This is a genomic window from Zhouia spongiae (genome assembly GCF_022760175.1).
Lineage (GTDB): Bacteria > Bacteroidota > Bacteroidia > Flavobacteriales > Flavobacteriaceae > Zhouia > Zhouia spongiae.
In genome coordinates this window covers 3970070-3984194 of the sequence record NZ_CP094326.1, presented here as the reverse complement: position 1 = coordinate 3984194, position 14125 = coordinate 3970070, and the positions used below count along the sequence as shown (strand labels likewise).

The 14125-nt window shown below is 37.4% G+C and carries 16 protein-coding genes; 8 read left to right on the top strand and 8 right to left on the bottom strand.

What is annotated here, in order from left to right; translation table 11 throughout:
- Window positions 1-3: 3 nt before the first annotated feature.
- Window positions 4-930 (bottom strand): hypothetical protein, encoded by a 927-nt coding sequence (locus MQE36_RS16700; protein ID WP_242937109.1) that lies wholly within the window; start codon window positions 928-930, stop codon window positions 4-6.
- Window positions 917-1894: a stage II sporulation protein M gene (locus MQE36_RS16695; protein WP_242937108.1), complete on the bottom strand. Its 978-nt coding sequence runs from the start codon at window positions 1892-1894 to the stop codon at window positions 917-919. Before MQE36_RS16695 ends, MQE36_RS16700 begins: the two co-directional genes overlap by 14 nt.
- 23 nt (window positions 1895-1917) lie before the next feature.
- Here MQE36_RS16695 and MQE36_RS16690 point away from each other — a divergent pair, with 23 nt between their 5' ends.
- Together MQE36_RS16690 and MQE36_RS16685 are read left to right on the top strand one after the other, a co-directional pair.
- Window positions 1918-2661 carry an RDD family protein gene (locus tag MQE36_RS16690; RefSeq protein ID WP_242937107.1) on the top strand — a complete coding sequence of 248 codons (744 nt, stop codon included), beginning with the start codon at window positions 1918-1920 and terminating at the stop codon, window positions 2659-2661.
- A complete protein-coding gene (locus MQE36_RS16685) occupies window positions 2661-3278 on the top strand; it encodes a trimeric intracellular cation channel family protein (RefSeq protein WP_242937106.1) in 618 nt (205 codons plus the stop codon). The genes MQE36_RS16690 and MQE36_RS16685 overlap by 1 nt, the downstream gene beginning before the upstream one ends.
- Before the next feature lie 26 nt (window positions 3279-3304).
- Here the strand turns inward: MQE36_RS16685 and MQE36_RS16680 are convergent, their stop codons facing one another.
- Entirely contained in the window at window positions 3305-4015 is a 711-nt protein-coding gene (locus tag MQE36_RS16680; protein ID WP_423242467.1) for a peptidylprolyl isomerase, read from the bottom strand.
- Here MQE36_RS16680 and MQE36_RS16675 point away from each other — a divergent pair.
- Window positions 4014-4655, top strand: coding sequence for an NUDIX hydrolase (locus tag MQE36_RS16675; protein WP_242937105.1), 642 nt, complete (start codon window positions 4014-4016; stop codon window positions 4653-4655). The genes MQE36_RS16680 and MQE36_RS16675 overlap by 2 nt on opposite strands.
- Before the next feature lie 43 nt (window positions 4656-4698).
- Window positions 4699-5502, top strand: coding sequence for a lysophospholipid acyltransferase family protein (locus MQE36_RS16670; protein WP_242937104.1), 804 nt, complete (start codon window positions 4699-4701; stop codon window positions 5500-5502).
- A gap of 465 nt (window positions 5503-5967) precedes the next feature.
- Here the strand turns inward: MQE36_RS16670 and MQE36_RS16665 are convergent, their stop codons facing one another.
- On the bottom strand, window positions 5968-6585 hold the full coding sequence (locus MQE36_RS16665; protein WP_242937103.1) for a hypothetical protein: 618 nt from the start codon (window positions 6583-6585) through the stop codon (window positions 5968-5970).
- A complete protein-coding gene (locus tag MQE36_RS16660; RefSeq protein ID WP_242937102.1) occupies window positions 6582-7076 on the bottom strand; it encodes an RNA polymerase sigma factor in 495 nt (164 codons plus the stop codon). The genes MQE36_RS16665 and MQE36_RS16660 overlap by 4 nt, the downstream gene beginning before the upstream one ends.
- Window positions 7077-7321: 245 nt before the next feature.
- Between MQE36_RS16660 and MQE36_RS16655 the strand changes: the two genes are divergently transcribed.
- A complete protein-coding gene (locus tag MQE36_RS16655) occupies window positions 7322-8626 on the top strand; it encodes an NAD(P)/FAD-dependent oxidoreductase (RefSeq protein WP_242937101.1) in 1305 nt (434 codons plus the stop codon).
- Here the strand turns inward: MQE36_RS16655 and MQE36_RS16650 are convergent.
- The gene (locus tag MQE36_RS16650; protein ID WP_242937100.1) at window positions 8614-9312 is read right to left on the bottom strand and encodes a lysoplasmalogenase; all 699 of its coding nucleotides are present in this window, start codon (window positions 9310-9312) and stop codon (window positions 8614-8616) included. The two genes, MQE36_RS16655 and MQE36_RS16650, sit on opposite strands and share 13 nt — an antisense overlap.
- A gap of 36 nt (window positions 9313-9348) precedes the next feature.
- Window positions 9349-10248 (bottom strand): site-specific tyrosine recombinase XerD, encoded by a 900-nt coding sequence (xerD, locus tag MQE36_RS16645; protein ID WP_242937099.1) that lies wholly within the window; start codon window positions 10246-10248, stop codon window positions 9349-9351.
- Window positions 10249-10427: 179 nt separating this feature from the next.
- Here xerD and MQE36_RS16640 point away from each other — a divergent pair, with 179 nt between their 5' ends.
- From MQE36_RS16640 to aroQ, 3 genes are all read left to right on the top strand, one after another.
- Window positions 10428-10946 carry a hypothetical protein gene (locus MQE36_RS16640; RefSeq protein WP_242937098.1) on the top strand — a complete coding sequence of 173 codons (519 nt, stop codon included), beginning with the start codon at window positions 10428-10430 and terminating at the stop codon, window positions 10944-10946.
- A 204-nt stretch (window positions 10947-11150) separates the two neighbouring features.
- Window positions 11151-11765, top strand: coding sequence for a porin family protein (locus tag MQE36_RS16635; RefSeq protein ID WP_242937097.1), 615 nt, complete (start codon window positions 11151-11153; stop codon window positions 11763-11765).
- 89 nt (window positions 11766-11854) lie between these two features.
- Entirely contained in the window at window positions 11855-12271 is a 417-nt protein-coding gene (aroQ, locus tag MQE36_RS16630; protein ID WP_242937096.1) for a type II 3-dehydroquinate dehydratase, read from the top strand.
- A gap of 88 nt (window positions 12272-12359) precedes the next feature.
- On the opposite strand, the gene lpdA is transcribed toward aroQ, so the two are convergent.
- The gene (gene lpdA, locus MQE36_RS16625) at window positions 12360-13748 is read right to left on the bottom strand and encodes a dihydrolipoyl dehydrogenase (RefSeq protein ID WP_242937095.1); all 1389 of its coding nucleotides are present in this window, start codon (window positions 13746-13748) and stop codon (window positions 12360-12362) included.
- Window positions 13749-14125 lie beyond the last annotated feature (377 nt).

Genomic DNA, 14125 nt, shown 5'->3' with positions numbered 1-14125 from the left:
AAGTTATTCTGTCGAAGTACCTATTTCGTCGATGATACTTTTAGTGTTGATATTTTCTTTTTCTTCCTTAAGGCTGTAATAAACAATTCCTTGATTCAGTTGAATAAAATTATTGGCAATGACAGCCATGAGCAGAATCAGGGCGTATACAACGATTAAAGCGATTAAGAACATAGGATTGGCTACCGGATTCTCATCAAAGTTTTTCTCCGTGATTATCGATATTATAAAGAAGAAATATAGAATCACTATAGGTATTGCAATAATGAAACTAACCATTAAATAGTATAGCCAGATAGCACCTGAAGCATGCCAGAATTTTTTTCCGAAAATAAGGGTAATACTGTATCCAAAACTTTCAAAAACCCCTTTCTTACTGTTTATATATTCGAGGAAAGCACCGTTGTATATAAACATGATGATCCCCACCATCCAGTAAATACCGACAAAAGTGAACATTAGGATCAGATAGGGGATGGCTGCTGCTATTACAGTAGGAATCATTAACAGTATACATACCAAAACGAAAATGATAACTTTGCCCAGATTCTGTTTGTAAGTATCAATAATGTCTTTGGTAGAGAAATCTTTGCCTTTGGCTTCGTACAGTTTTAAATAGAAAGGTGTGAATGTATAATTTATAACCGACATTAGGGTTATGATTATAACCATAAGGCTAAATAACAAAATAAACACTCCTGCATTTTCATTGGCGAAATGATCAAAGTCTACACCGGAAGCCTGTACTCCGGATAGCCCCAGAAAGTCACCAAAAAAGTAGAATCCCATAAACAATACAGCAATAAAAGCCAGTATAAAAACTCCGTTGATTATAAAGTAGTTCTTAAAAAAATGTTTTCCGTTTTGTTTGAAAAATGCGAATGAATCTGAAAAGAAATCTCCAAAAGTTCTTGATTTATATAACTCCATGTACTTTTTTTAATTTTCGTGTTACTATAGCAGGGTAAATTAAATAATAAAATGATATGATAGACAAGGTTAAGAGTATGATTCCTACAGAGAGCCAATTGGTCATTACATTTGAATAGCGGGTTACATAACCCTCCAGAAAACCGGCCGCAACCGTAAACGGAAAGGTACTGATTAAAATTTTCACTCCGTCTTTCATCCCTCTTTTAAAAGAATTGAACCTGCTGAAAGTTTTTGGGAATAAAATGCTTGCCCCCAAAATAAGACCGGCGGCTCCTTCGATCATAATGGCAAATATTTCCATAGCTCCGTGGATCCAGATACCCCTGACACTTTCCCATAAAACACCTTCTGCCTGGAACATATATTGGAACGCGCCAATCATTATGCCATTAAAACATAAGATCAATCCTGTTCCTAACCCACCAAAAACCCCATATAGAAAAGCTTTAATCCCAACATAGAGATTGTTCAGGGTAATACCGATGAAACTCCCCCAGTTGCTTCCACTTTTATAAACAGCAACCGGATCACCGTTTTTAATATTCTCCTGGGTCATATTTACATAGTGATCGCCCAAGATTAACCTTACAAAGGTATCATCATGAGCCGCAGAAACGGCCCCGACAGCAACGAATGTAAGGAAAATAAGGAATGAATAAAGTATATACCTCCTGTATTGATATACGATTAGAGGGACTTCCGTTTTCCAGAAATGAACAAACCTGTTCGTATCTTCTCTTTTGGTTTTATATATTTTTTGAAAAGCCTTGGCAGCCAGTTGATTTAAATAGGCAGTGATCTTACTTTTAGGGTAATAGGTCTGCGCGTACGACAGGTCGTTAACTATATGCACATACAAGGAAGCCAGCTCATCCGGATTATTTAATTGATTTTTAAAAATGGCTTTTTCAAAATCTAGCCATTTTTCTTTATTTTGCTTAATAAACGCAACTTCTCTCATGGTGAGCTAAGGTAAAAAATAAAATGACAGAACTACAAATTAATACTACCCAAAATGTAAACATAAACTTTACTGCGGCCTCCGTAGGAGAGCGGATACTTGCATATGGTGTAGACCTGATTATTAAAATAGCATATTCAGTAGTTGTTTTTCAGCTATTATTCAACCTGTTTAATATAGAACGCTTTATGTTTGGTTGGGATAATTGGTCAAGAGCCGCTTTTATAATTATTTTTTATTTGCCTGTAATCTTTTATACCTTGGTGCTGGAATCAATACTAGAAGGACAAACTTTTGGGAAAAAACTCTTGAAAATAAGAGTCGTTAAAATAGACGGTTACCAGGCCTCTTTTGCCGATCATATCATGCGATGGTTTTTCAGGATTATCGACATCAATATGATGGGAGGGATCATAGCACTGATCACCGTGGTTGTAAATAACAGAAACCAGCGTCTCGGTGATATAACGGCCGGAACAGCGGTTATAAGCCTAAAGGACAAAGTGACGATCAACCATACCATCCTTGAAAACTTATCGGAAGATTATGTCCCGACATATCCTTCCGTTATAAAACTGTCAGATAATGATGTGCGGATTATTAAAGAAACACTGCAAACCGCCAAACGTTCCCTGGACCATACCACCCTGTTGAAATTGAAAAGGAAAGTAGAAGAGGTTATAGGGGTAAAAGCAGAGGAGAATGATACGCAGATGTTTATTAATACGGTTTTAAAAGATTATAATTACTATACACAATCTATGTAATGTTTTACTACATCATTGACATTTTAGGAACCATTGCTTTTGCCATTTCAGGCGTATATGCTGCTATGAGCAAAAAACTGGATCCATTCGGGGTTTTTATTATTGCTTTTGTAACGGCTACCGGCGGGGGAACTATCCGGGATGTGATTATAGGTAAAACGCCTGTATTCTGGCTTATTAATTATACCTATATGTATGTTATTGTGGGAGCTGTCATTTTTGCCATTTTATTCAGGAAGCAACTCCGTTATTTACGTACATCCCTGTTCCTTTTTGATACCATAGGTATCGGCCTGTACACTGTAGTGGGAGTGGAGAAAGGTATAGAAGCCGGGTTACATCCGTTTATGTGTGTGGTTCTAGGCACCATTACGGCCTGTTTTGGCGGTGTCGTCCGCGACATACTGTGCAACGAAATACCTGTTATTTTTGAGGGTCGGGAAATCTATGCTACAGCTTGTATAGCCGGAGGAGTAAGCTATTTTCTTTTCAACGAGCTCCCGATTAAATCAGATATTATTTTTGCAGCTCCAATAGTCATTGTCATCGTTATTCGCCTGTTGGCGGTAAGGTACAAATTAGCATTGCCCGCTATAGAAAATAAGGATAAGAGATAGGTAATAGTTTTTTATAGAGCGGCCTTTTATTCAATGATCTCAATGGTCATGGAAGCATTCTCCAATGGCCACTCGCCAACATCGGTAGGTAGTGCATTTATTTTATCTACTACTTCCATTCCTTCAATCACCCTTCCGAATGCAGTAAAATCACCATCCAGATGGTAAGCTCCGGGATTACTACAGACAATAAAAAACTCGTATGGTGAAGCCAGTTTATGAGGGTTGTCAACATCGCTACTAGGCATAGAAACAGTTCCTCTGTGGTGTTTAAAACCTTTTTTGGTATCGGGAGGCAGTAAATATCTTCCTATTTCTTTTCTTCGGTTGGCAATTTTCCACTCATCAGAATTTCCTCCCTGAATAATAAAATTTTTTACCACCCGGTGAAAGTAAGTGCCGTTAAAATATCCTTTCTTGGTGAGGTAGATAAAATTAGCCCGGTGATATGGGGTTTCTTCAAACAAATCTATGATAAAACTACCATATTTAGTGGTAACTTTGACCTTGTGTTCTTTGTGCTTTTTTGCGTATTCAAAGAAAAATTCTATGGCATTGTCGTCGGTAAGTAAAAATTTTTCATTCTCAGCATCTTTATCTTCTTTTATGATAGTTGCTGAATCTGTTTTAACTTCCTTACTCCCGGTTTTAGGCTGATCTTTTTTTTCTTTATTTCCACCGCAGGCACTTATGATAATTAGTAGTAATATTGTAACAAGGCGATTTCTTAGCATCATGAAATTTGAACATTTTAATCGGTTGGTTCCAAAAATAGTAAATCTGAAACTTCCTGGCGAAGTATCTCATTATAAAATGGCGCCCCTCCTTCGGAAGAAAGAGCTGGAGGCCATGAGGTATGAGGATCAAAACCCTAAAAGAGCTGCGGTATTATCACTTTTTTATCCGGGTATTGGAGGCGCTACCTGTTTTTTGCTGATTTTGAGAAAAGTATATAATGGTGTCCACTCAAACCAGGTAGGCTTTCCCGGCGGGAAGGTGGAACTTTCGGACGAGAACCTGGAAGCAACTGCTTTGCGCGAGACGGAGGAGGAAGTAGGGGTAACCCCTGATAAAGTGAAGATATTTAAAGAGCTGTCGGATGTTTACATCCCGCCCAGTAATTTTCTGGTAACTCCGTTTATGGGGATCATGCATGAACCCCCTGTCCTAATTCCGGATGAGCAGGAAGTCGAACAGATTTTAGAGGTACCGTTAACCGAACTATTGGGAGATGAAACGGTTTTTACAGAAAACTTAACCACATCTTATGCTAAAAGCATTGATGTTCCTGCTTTTAAATTAAAAAACTATACGGTATGGGGAGCTACAGCCATGATGCTGAGTGAAGTAAAGGAACTCATTAAAAAAGTTTATTAAATATAAGTTTAGTAGCTTTGCCAAGAGTTTTAAAGATGATGTAATGGGGATGTTTAAAAAGAATCCTTTCGGACATATATTGTTCTTAAAAAAGTGGTTGATCAGAATTGCAGGTACATTAACGCACCAGCGATATCGGGGCTTTAACGAACTGCAGATTGAAGGTTCGGATATTTTAAGGAGCCTGCCTGAAACCGGAGTATTGTTTGTTTCAAACCATCAAACGTATTTTGCCGATGTAGTGGCCATGTTCCATGTTTTCAACGCGAGTCTTTCCAACCGTAATGATTCCATTAAAAATGTCGGGTATTTGTGGAACCCAAAACTTAATATTTATTATGTAGCGGCCAAAGAGACCATGCGGTCCGGACTGTTACCAAAAATTTTGGCTTATGCGGGGGCTATCACGGTAGAGCGTACATGGAGAGAAAAAGGAAAGAATATTAAGAGAGATGTGAATTTTCAGGATACTGAAAATATCGGAGTAGCACTCGACGATGGCTGGGTTATTACTTTTCCGCAGGGAACTACCAAACCATGGAAACCGATAAGAAAAGGGACTGCTCATATTATAAAACAATACAAACCGATAGTGGTACCTATAGTAATAGATGGTTTCAGACGTTCTTTTGATAAAAAAGGTTTAAGGGTAAAAAAGAAAGGAATCCTTCAATCTATGGTCATCAAGGAACCGCTTCATATCGACTATGAAAATGAATCCGTTGATGATATTGTAGAAAAAATAGAATATGCCATTGAGCAACATCCGTCATTCTTGAAGGTCATTCCTGAAGAGGAGTTGATTGCCTATGAAGAATTGAATAAAACACGTCAATTCAGATATTAATTTGTTTGATTTTTTTAAAATCATATCTGAAGTTGTATTTATGTGCGTATGTAACCTATAGAGAAAAATTGGATTAAAACCAGGTTTTGAAAAGGGATATCACTATGTACAAAATTTTCTTGGCTTACCTTTATAACCCAAGAAGTAAATCCTTCTGAATTCAATTAAAACAGCTCTTGTTTTGTATATTACTGACTCATCAAAAATGAGCGTTCTATAGATAAAAAGACAAGCTTTTTACTCGATCATCGAGATTTAAATGCTCCGACGCTTGCGCTTGTGAAATGTTCCTAAAGGAATTTCACAGGACTTGACCTTTTGGAATATTCCTGAAAGAATTTCACGGTACTTACGTCCAAATGGTCTTTAGGGTTCTTCCGTTTAACATGTTCCCCTGTGGTTATACAGGGGAGCGCCTCGCGAACATGCTTCAAGGTAGATTTCTGCTGCCTATGATAGAACTCGTTAGACTTCTATCTTTTTAATTTCGCTGTAATTCTTTTTTAAGCGTCTCATGAGGATTCCGTACAACAGGAAATAGATCAGTAAAAAGATCCCGAGTATAATTACGGTAGCTACAACCGAAACAAGGAGAATTAACAGGTAATCGCTGGTGTGAGCGGTTTCATTGAATTCTTCCCAGCCTCCTCTTTGGTTGATATAAGTATAGATAGCGGCAATAACAGCAGCGATGCCTCCAAAAGACATCATGGTGATAATATATGTTTTTACCGTTTTTCTGGCTTTCATAATGGTATGTAAAAGGCCTTTTACCGTAGAGGCGGCAGATACTTTTTTATAGTTTAGATAAAATTTTACCATAAAATATATAGCTACAAGCATGGATGCCTTTGTCAGGATATCTACAATACCAGGGAGTTTAAATTCTTCGCTGGCCGGATGATAGAATATGGTTATAAGGAGCCCTAACAAAAATTCAAGGGCACTTATGATAAATATCCATTTAATATTAGAAGAAGATTTCTTCCATATCATTTTATATATTTCATCGTGCGAAAGCCTGGGAAGGTCTTTTTCCCTGCTTTTCCAGTCTTTTTTTAACAAATCCAGTTCGTCCATCATGGGTTCAAAATAGTTTTTAATTTTGTTTTAATCCTGTTCATCTTCACTCTTGCATTGATCTCACTTATCCCCAAAGTTTCTGATATTTCAGCATAATTTTTATCTTCCAGATATAAAAACACCAAGGCTTTATCGATATCGTTTAATTGCTTGATAGCTTTATACATTAATTTTAATTGTTGTTCTTCGGTATCGTCGTAGTGTTCGTATTTTATTTTATAAGAAACACCCTCAAAGTCTTGTGTGTCGATCGATCTTTTAGACTTTCTGTATAGTGTAATCGCCGTGTTTAAGGCAACCCGATACATCCAGGTGGTGAATTTGGCATCACCGCGGAATTTCGGATAGGCCTTCCATAGCTGAATTGTAATCTCCTGGAACAGGTCACTGTGAGACGCTCCGTCGTTTGTATATATTCTACAAACCTTATGAACAATATTCTGATGCTTTTCTAGAAGGTTTACAAAGCTATGTTCCAGTTCTTTTGTCACAGGTTAGATTTAGTGATTTTATGAAGTTAGTAGCCTAATTTAAATGATTGTTACAATTAATTGACCCTAAAATTGACTTTTATTGGCTTTATCTTCAAAGCCGGTAACATCAACTCAGGTATGGGTGTTTCTAATTTGCTGTACATGAGTTACTTGTGTTTTATTAAGAAGAAGAGGGTAAATTAGCGGAAAAGAGGGCAAGAAATAGCCGATTCTTTAGTATTTTTATACCACAATTAACACTTATGAATATTCCAAAAACCAGCACTCCCCGAATCGTTATCATCGGAGGAGGTTTTGCCGGCATATCTCTGGCAAAGAAACTTTCAAAACAGGAAGTTCAGGTGGTTATGCTGGACAGACATAACTATCATACTTTTCAGCCTTTATTATATCAGGTGTCAACAGGGGCATTAGAGCCGGACTCCATTGCATATCCGATTCGCAAAATACTATCTCATTATCCGAATTTTTACTTTAGACTGGCTAATGTAGAAGAGGTAGTTCCCGAAAAGAAAATTGTAAGAACGGATATAGGAGAGATTTTTTATGATTACTTGGTACTGGCTACCGGTTCCAGGACTAATTATTACGGAAACCAGTCTATTAAGGAAAACGGGATGGCCATGAAAACCATTCCGCAATCGTTGAACCTGAGAAGTCTGATATTAGAGAATTTTGAGCAGGCTTTACTGACGGACAGCCTTGATGAGCAAGATGCGCTGATGAACTTTGTAATTGTAGGTGCCGGTCCGACCGGAGTGGAACTGGCAGGGGCATTGGCAGAAATTAAAAAAGGAATCCTGCATAAGGATTATCCCGACCTCGATACCAGAAGGGTTCAGATAAATTTAATCCAGGCCTCTGATAGGGTGTTGCAGGAAATGAGTCCGGTAGCATCAAAAAAAGCGGAGCAATTTCTGGAGAATTTAGGGGTCCATATCTGGAAAGACGTCCTTGTTACAGGGTACGACGGCGAAACGGTTACTACCAATTCAGACCTTACTTTTCAAACGGCAACATTAATTTGGAGTGCCGGAGTTATGGGAGCTACGGTAAACGGACTTAATGCTGAAGATCTCATTGCCAGGGGCAACAGGGTAAAGGTAAATGAGTTTAACCAGGTGGAAGGCTTTAAAGATATTTTTGCAGTAGGCGATATAGCTGCCATGAGTACTGAGAAATATCCGTACGGTCATCCAATGATGGCTCAACCTGCCATTCAACAAGGGAAGCATCTTGGAATTAACTTTGAACGTTTACTGAATAACAAACCGATGAAACCTTTTAGCTATTACGATAAGGGATCTATGGCTACTATTGGAAGGAATAAAGCGGTTGTGGACCTCCCTAATTTTAAATTTCAGGGGGTTTTCGCCTGGTTTGTATGGATGTTTATTCACCTGTTTTTTCTGATAGGTTTCAGGAACAGGATGGTGGTGTTTATCAATTGGGCCTATAATTATATCCGTTTCGACAGGGAAGCCCGATTAATTATACGACCATACAAAAACCCGAAAACAAAGGATGAGGAAACTCAGGTAGCCTGATTTATAAAGTAATTGTATAAATTACGTTTATTTGTTTTTTCGATTAAGGCTCCGTTTACAATTAAAAATTGTGCTACTCCGTATGTAGACATAACCAAAATGGTGATATTGGGTATTTCTGTTACAAATTTATCTAACGCCAGTAATGAATCTGAAATTAAAAATAAGAGCGCCCCGATCAGTGCCAGCTGATAACTTAAACGGTTAACATATCCTTTTCTTAAATATACCGTTTTGACCATTATCATCAGAATGATCACGTATAAAATAATGTAAGGGAGCAGGGACCCCGCTTCAGGAATAATGAGATACAATATGGGAATGGCATAAATAAGCAGGGCTGTTGTTATGACGGCAAACCTTTTGGGGGAAAAGAATTTCGTCTTGAAAAACGCACTGATATACATAATATGCGCTATAAAAAAGGCCAGGAGACCGGCAATAAAGTAAGAGTCGTCAAATAGCAGAAAGATATCCCCCAGGAATGAAAAGAATAAGGCCAGCAAGATAAAGTTCAGCAAGTGTGGATAGTGCTTTCTGTCCGGAAATACAAATATTCCCAATGAAATGGTAAGCAGGGGTTTGGTAACATACCTGATATGATGGTATTCTGCATTGCTTCCGGCTATGAGTTCTATAATTAGTATTAAAAAGTATAGAAGACTAAATACAAGTTCCTTTTTCATAACTGTTGTAGGTTTGATTAATCCGTCGATTTAAAGTTAATGATTTCTGGGGTGGTATTGATGTAGGATCCTGCTGAGGTCGCTTTTATCTAAATGCATGTATATTTCCGTGGTTGTAATGCTTTCATGTCCGAGCATTTGCTGTATAGCCCTCAAGTCGGCTCCGTTTTGCAGTAAATGGGTAGCGAACGAATGCCGAAAGGTATGTGGGCTGATATTCTTTTTTAAACCGGAATCTACGACTAACCTTTTTATAATGGTAAATATCATGGCTCTTGTTAGTTGTTTTCCTCTTCGGTTAAGAAAAAGGAAGTCTTCATGTCCCTTAACAATAGCTTGACGAATGCGTATTTCTGTAATGTACAGGTTGATATATTTTATGCAAGAACCGGAAACCGGAACAAAGCGTTGTTTGTGTCCCTTACCGGTTACCTTTATAAAACCTTCATCGAAAAAGAGGTCTGATAATTTTAAGTTCGTTAATTCGGAAACACGTAACCCGCAGCTATATAATGTTTCAAGCATAGCTTTATTACGGGTACCTTCACTTTTAGAAAGGTCAATGGTATTTATCAGGAGGTCGATCTCTTCCAAAGATAATGTGTCGGGGAGTTTTCTTCCGATTTTTGGAGTTTCGATCAGTTCCAGAGGATGATCCTGACGATAGTCTTCAAAGATCAGGTAATTAAAAAAACTCTTAAGTCCTGAGATCATGCGTGCCTGAGATCTGGGATTTACTTCTTTAGCAGTCTGATATATAAACTCCTGAATAGTTTCCGAGGAAATGGCAATCGGGTCTGTCAGGATGCTATTCTTGTTTAAGAAGCTAACAAGCCTTTGTACATCCATGACATAATTATCAATAGAGTTGTCTGATAAGCCCCGTTCAATCTTCAGATAATGCTTATAGTCCTTTAATGCATGTTGCCATTTCATAGGTTAAAGATAGATGATTATTTAGACAATTTACAAATACATTATATCTGTTTCATATATGATATTGACATTCAATATATTAAAGAAATAGCTTACAATATTGTGTTGAAAATAGTATTTAGTTATTGGTTTTGTATGTAAATTTGCGCCGTTAAACATTAAATACAAAAATCAAAAAGATGAAAAAATTATTATTTGTAGCAGTTGCTGCTTTAGGTTTTGCTTTCAATGCGAATGCTCAGGATGGTTCAGCTACTGCTAAAGGATCTATTTTAGTTGAAGCTAATACTAATTTTGGTATGGGACATGCAGCTAATACTGGATTTTACTTCTCTTCTAATGATGGTAATACTGCTTGGAATATCGGTGCAGAAGGTGGCTATTTTATCCAGGATGATTTGGCGATTAAAGCAGGGTTAGGATACGGAGATCTAGGCGAAAACATAGACGGTGAATTTTCCTATAAGATTGGTGCCAAGTATTATATCAACAGCATGATTCCTGTACAGTTAGATTTAAATGGTTCGACTGGGAATGATTCTAATCCTATATTTGTTGGCCTTCAGGGAGGATATGCATGGTTTTTAGCTGATAATATTGCTATCGAGCCGGGTGTGCGTTATGACCTGGATTTAAATGACGATGCTGAAGGTGCTGATGCATTTTCATTAAACATCGGATTTTCTCTTTTCTTTTAATCAGGATTAAGAAAATATATTTTAAAAACGGAAGCTTTTGCTTCCGTTTTTTTATGCGTTTATCTCATTACTATAAAAAAATGACGAGCACCTGTGTTGTTAAAATCTTACTAAACTTAATTAAATTAGCAAATAATTAAGATTTTACCTACTTGTAATATGTATGTTTGATTTGTTTAATTATAAATAATAACGACTATTACTATGAAAAAAATTTTATGTTTAACATTTGCTGCTTTAGGGTTTGTGTTTACTTCGCAGGCACAAGAAGTTCAATTTGGAGCCAAAGCGGGAGTTAACTTTGCAGACCTGAACGGAGATAATACCTCAGATTCAGATGAAATGAGAACTTCTTTTCATGTAGGGGGGATCGCGGAAATTAAGTTTTCCGAAAAGTTTTCGCTACAACCCGAATTAATGTTTTCATCTCAAGGCTATAAGATGGATTTTACATTTGATGGAATGCAGGATATAGCTCCAGACGGTACAAAGGGAAATCTTACCTCCAGATTGAATTACATTAATTTGCCCGTAATGGCGAAGTACTATATAATAAAAGGATTGAGTTTAGAAGCAGGACCACAGTTGGGTTTTTTGGTTTTTGCTAAAGATGAGATAGAGTTTCCCGATAACTCTTTAGAGTTTGATGTAAAAGATGATTATAAAAAACTTGATTTCGGATTAAACTTCGGATTGGGCTATAAGCTGGATAATGGGGTTTTCTTCAATGGAAGATATAATATGGGACTTACAGAAATAGTTGACTATGGCGATGTTAAAAATGGTGTTTTTCAGTTATCCGCAGGATTTATGTTTTAAGGATAGTTCATCGAAATTTTATAAAAACGGAAGTGTTAGCTTCCGTTTTTTTGTATCTGAATTTTCATATTTTTACCAAAAGAAATAATATGAAGCTTATTATCATTAACGGACCAAATCTGAATCTCCTTGGAAAACGCGAACCGGAAATTTATGGTTCGGAAACATTTGAAGATTATCTTTTGGGATTAAAAAATAAATATGGAAAACACCAGATAGATTATTACCAAAGTAATGTAGAAGGCGAACTGATCAATAAACTCCATGAAGTAGGTTTTGACTATGATGGCATAATACTTAATGCAGGCGCATATACACATACTTCCGTAGCTATAGGGGATGCGATTAAAGGAATACAAACGCCGGTTATCGAAGTTCATATTTCCAATACCTTTTCAAGAGAAGATTTTAGACACATATCGTATATATCACCCAATGCAAAAGGGGTAATTCTTGGTTTCGGAATGCAGGGGTATGAGTTGGCACTTAATAGTTTTGTGCATTAACATATACTTGAGAAAAAATAAAAAAGCGGATGCCATAGCATCCGCTTTTTTATTTTTAATACCAATATCTCGGTATTGTTTTATTTTATTACAAATGAATTACTTCATCATAAGCATCAGCCACAGCCTCCATAACCGCTTCACTCATTGTCGGGTGTGGATGTACTGCTTTTAACACTTCATGACCTGTAGTTTCTAATTTTCGGGCAACAACTGCCTCGGCAATCATGTCGGTAACTCCGGCACCGATCATATGACAACCTAACCATTCACCGTACTTGGCATCAAAAATTACTTTTACAAATCCGTCAGGAGTACCAGCTGCTTTTGCCTTCCCACTTGCTGAGAAAGGGAATTTACCGACTTTAATATCGTATCCTTTTTCTTTGGCTTGTTTTTCGGTAAGACCGACAGAAGCAACTTCTGGAGTACAATAGGTACATCCGGGGATGTTTCCGTAATCTAATGCCTCCACATGCATTCCTTTAATCTTTTCAACGCAAAGAATTCCTTCGGCGCTTGCTACGTGAGCTAATGCCTGACCAGGTACAACATCTCCGATAGCATAGTATCCCGGAATGTTAGTCTGGTAATAATCGTTTACCAAAATTTTATCTCTGTCAGTGGCAATACCTACATTTTCCAATCCGATGTTTTCGATATTACTTTTAATACCCACTGCTGAAAGGATGATATCAGCTTCTAGTATTTCCTCTCCCTTTTTGGTCTTAACGGTAGCTTTAACTCCTTTTCCTGCTGTGTCGACTTTCGTAACCTCTGAAGAAGTCATCACTTTTATTCCGGATTTCTTAAAGTTACGCTCTAATTGTTTAGAGATGTCTTCATCTTCGACAGGAACTACATTCGGCATAAACTCAACAACGGTTACTTCGGTTCCCATAGAGTGGTAGAAGTATGCAAATTCAACCCCGATAGCACCACTACCGACTACGATCATTTTCTTGGGTTGCTCAGGCAGGGTCATAGCTTCCCTGTAACCTATTACTTTTTTGCCATCCTGAGGAAGGCTTGGTAATTCACGTGAACGTGCACCTGTAGCAATGATGATGTGATCGGCACTATATTCTGTAGTCTTGCCATCGTTGGTAACATCTATCTTTTTACCAGGTTTAAGTTTTCCAAAACCTTCAATGACATCGATCTTGTTTTTTTTCATCAGGAACTGAACACCTTTGCTCATTCCCTCAGCAACACCACGACTTCTTTTTATTACAGCCCCAAAATCTTTGTCAACGTCATTTACTTTCAATCCATAATCGTCGGCATGCTTTAAATATTCAAAAACCTGAGCCGATTTTAACAAAGCTTTCGTCGGAATACATCCCCAGTTCAAACATACACCTCCAAGGTTTTCTTTTTCTACTACAGCGGTTTTAAAACCTAGTTGTGACGCTCTGATGGCAGTTACATATCCACCCGGGCCACTTCCTAAAACGATTACGTCATATTTACTCATATCGAAGATATTTTATTAGTCTTTAATAAACGGCTACGAATTTACGCATTATGTTTCTAAAGGCTAAATTTTTTTGGATTTACTCGATAATTGAGATTTATTCCGTACAGCTGTCGAAATCTTCGAGGTGGTTTACTTGTTAATCGAGTTGTAAACACACGAAGTCTTAATTAGAGATTCATTATCGTTTATTTATAGAATCTTGTAAGGTAGCTTTAAGACTGTTTACGGTGTCTTGCTTTCTTGTTTCTGTCCGGATTGGATTTTCCGTAGTTGTCCTGCGTTGAAATGTTTTTTAGGTTTTCCTTTTAAGGCCTCGTAGGCTTGCCCCGAGGTAGTTTACTTTTTAACCCGGAAATTTTATAGTGGTAATTTTT

Bases quoted from the DNA above. Each gene is read 5' to 3' on its own strand.
- MQE36_RS16700 (WP_242937109.1), bottom strand. From the start codon at position 930: ATGGAGTTATATAAATCAAGAACTTTTGGAGATTTCTTTTCAGATTCA.
- MQE36_RS16695 (WP_242937108.1), bottom strand. From the start codon at position 1,894: ATGAGAGAAGTTGCGTTTATTAAGCAAAATAAAGAAAAATGGCTAGAT.
- MQE36_RS16690 (WP_242937107.1), top strand. From the start codon at position 1,918: ATGACAGAACTACAAATTAATACTACCCAAAATGTAAACATAAACTTT.
- MQE36_RS16685 (WP_242937106.1), top strand. From the start codon at position 2,661: ATGTTTTACTACATCATTGACATTTTAGGAACCATTGCTTTTGCCATT.
- MQE36_RS16675 (WP_242937105.1), top strand. From the start codon at position 4,014: ATGAAATTTGAACATTTTAATCGGTTGGTTCCAAAAATAGTAAATCTG.
- MQE36_RS16680 (WP_423242467.1), bottom strand. From the start codon at position 4,015: ATGATGCTAAGAAATCGCCTTGTTACAATATTACTACTAATTATCATA.
- MQE36_RS16670 (WP_242937104.1), top strand. From the start codon at position 4,699: ATGGGGATGTTTAAAAAGAATCCTTTCGGACATATATTGTTCTTAAAA.
- MQE36_RS16665 (WP_242937103.1), bottom strand. From the start codon at position 6,585: ATGATGGACGAACTGGATTTGTTAAAAAAAGACTGGAAAAGCAGGGAA.
- MQE36_RS16655 (WP_242937101.1), top strand. From the start codon at position 7,322: ATGAATATTCCAAAAACCAGCACTCCCCGAATCGTTATCATCGGAGGA.
- MQE36_RS16650 (WP_242937100.1), bottom strand. From the start codon at position 9,312: ATGAAAAAGGAACTTGTATTTAGTCTTCTATACTTTTTAATACTAATT.
- xerD (WP_242937099.1), bottom strand. From the start codon at position 10,248: ATGAAATGGCAACATGCATTAAAGGACTATAAGCATTATCTGAAGATT.
- MQE36_RS16640 (WP_242937098.1), top strand. From the start codon at position 10,428: ATGAAAAAATTATTATTTGTAGCAGTTGCTGCTTTAGGTTTTGCTTTC.
- MQE36_RS16635 (WP_242937097.1), top strand. From the start codon at position 11,151: ATGAAAAAAATTTTATGTTTAACATTTGCTGCTTTAGGGTTTGTGTTT.
- aroQ (WP_242937096.1), top strand. From the start codon at position 11,855: ATGAAGCTTATTATCATTAACGGACCAAATCTGAATCTCCTTGGAAAA.
- lpdA (WP_242937095.1), bottom strand. From the start codon at position 13,748: ATGAGTAAATATGACGTAATCGTTTTAGGAAGTGGCCCGGGTGGATAT.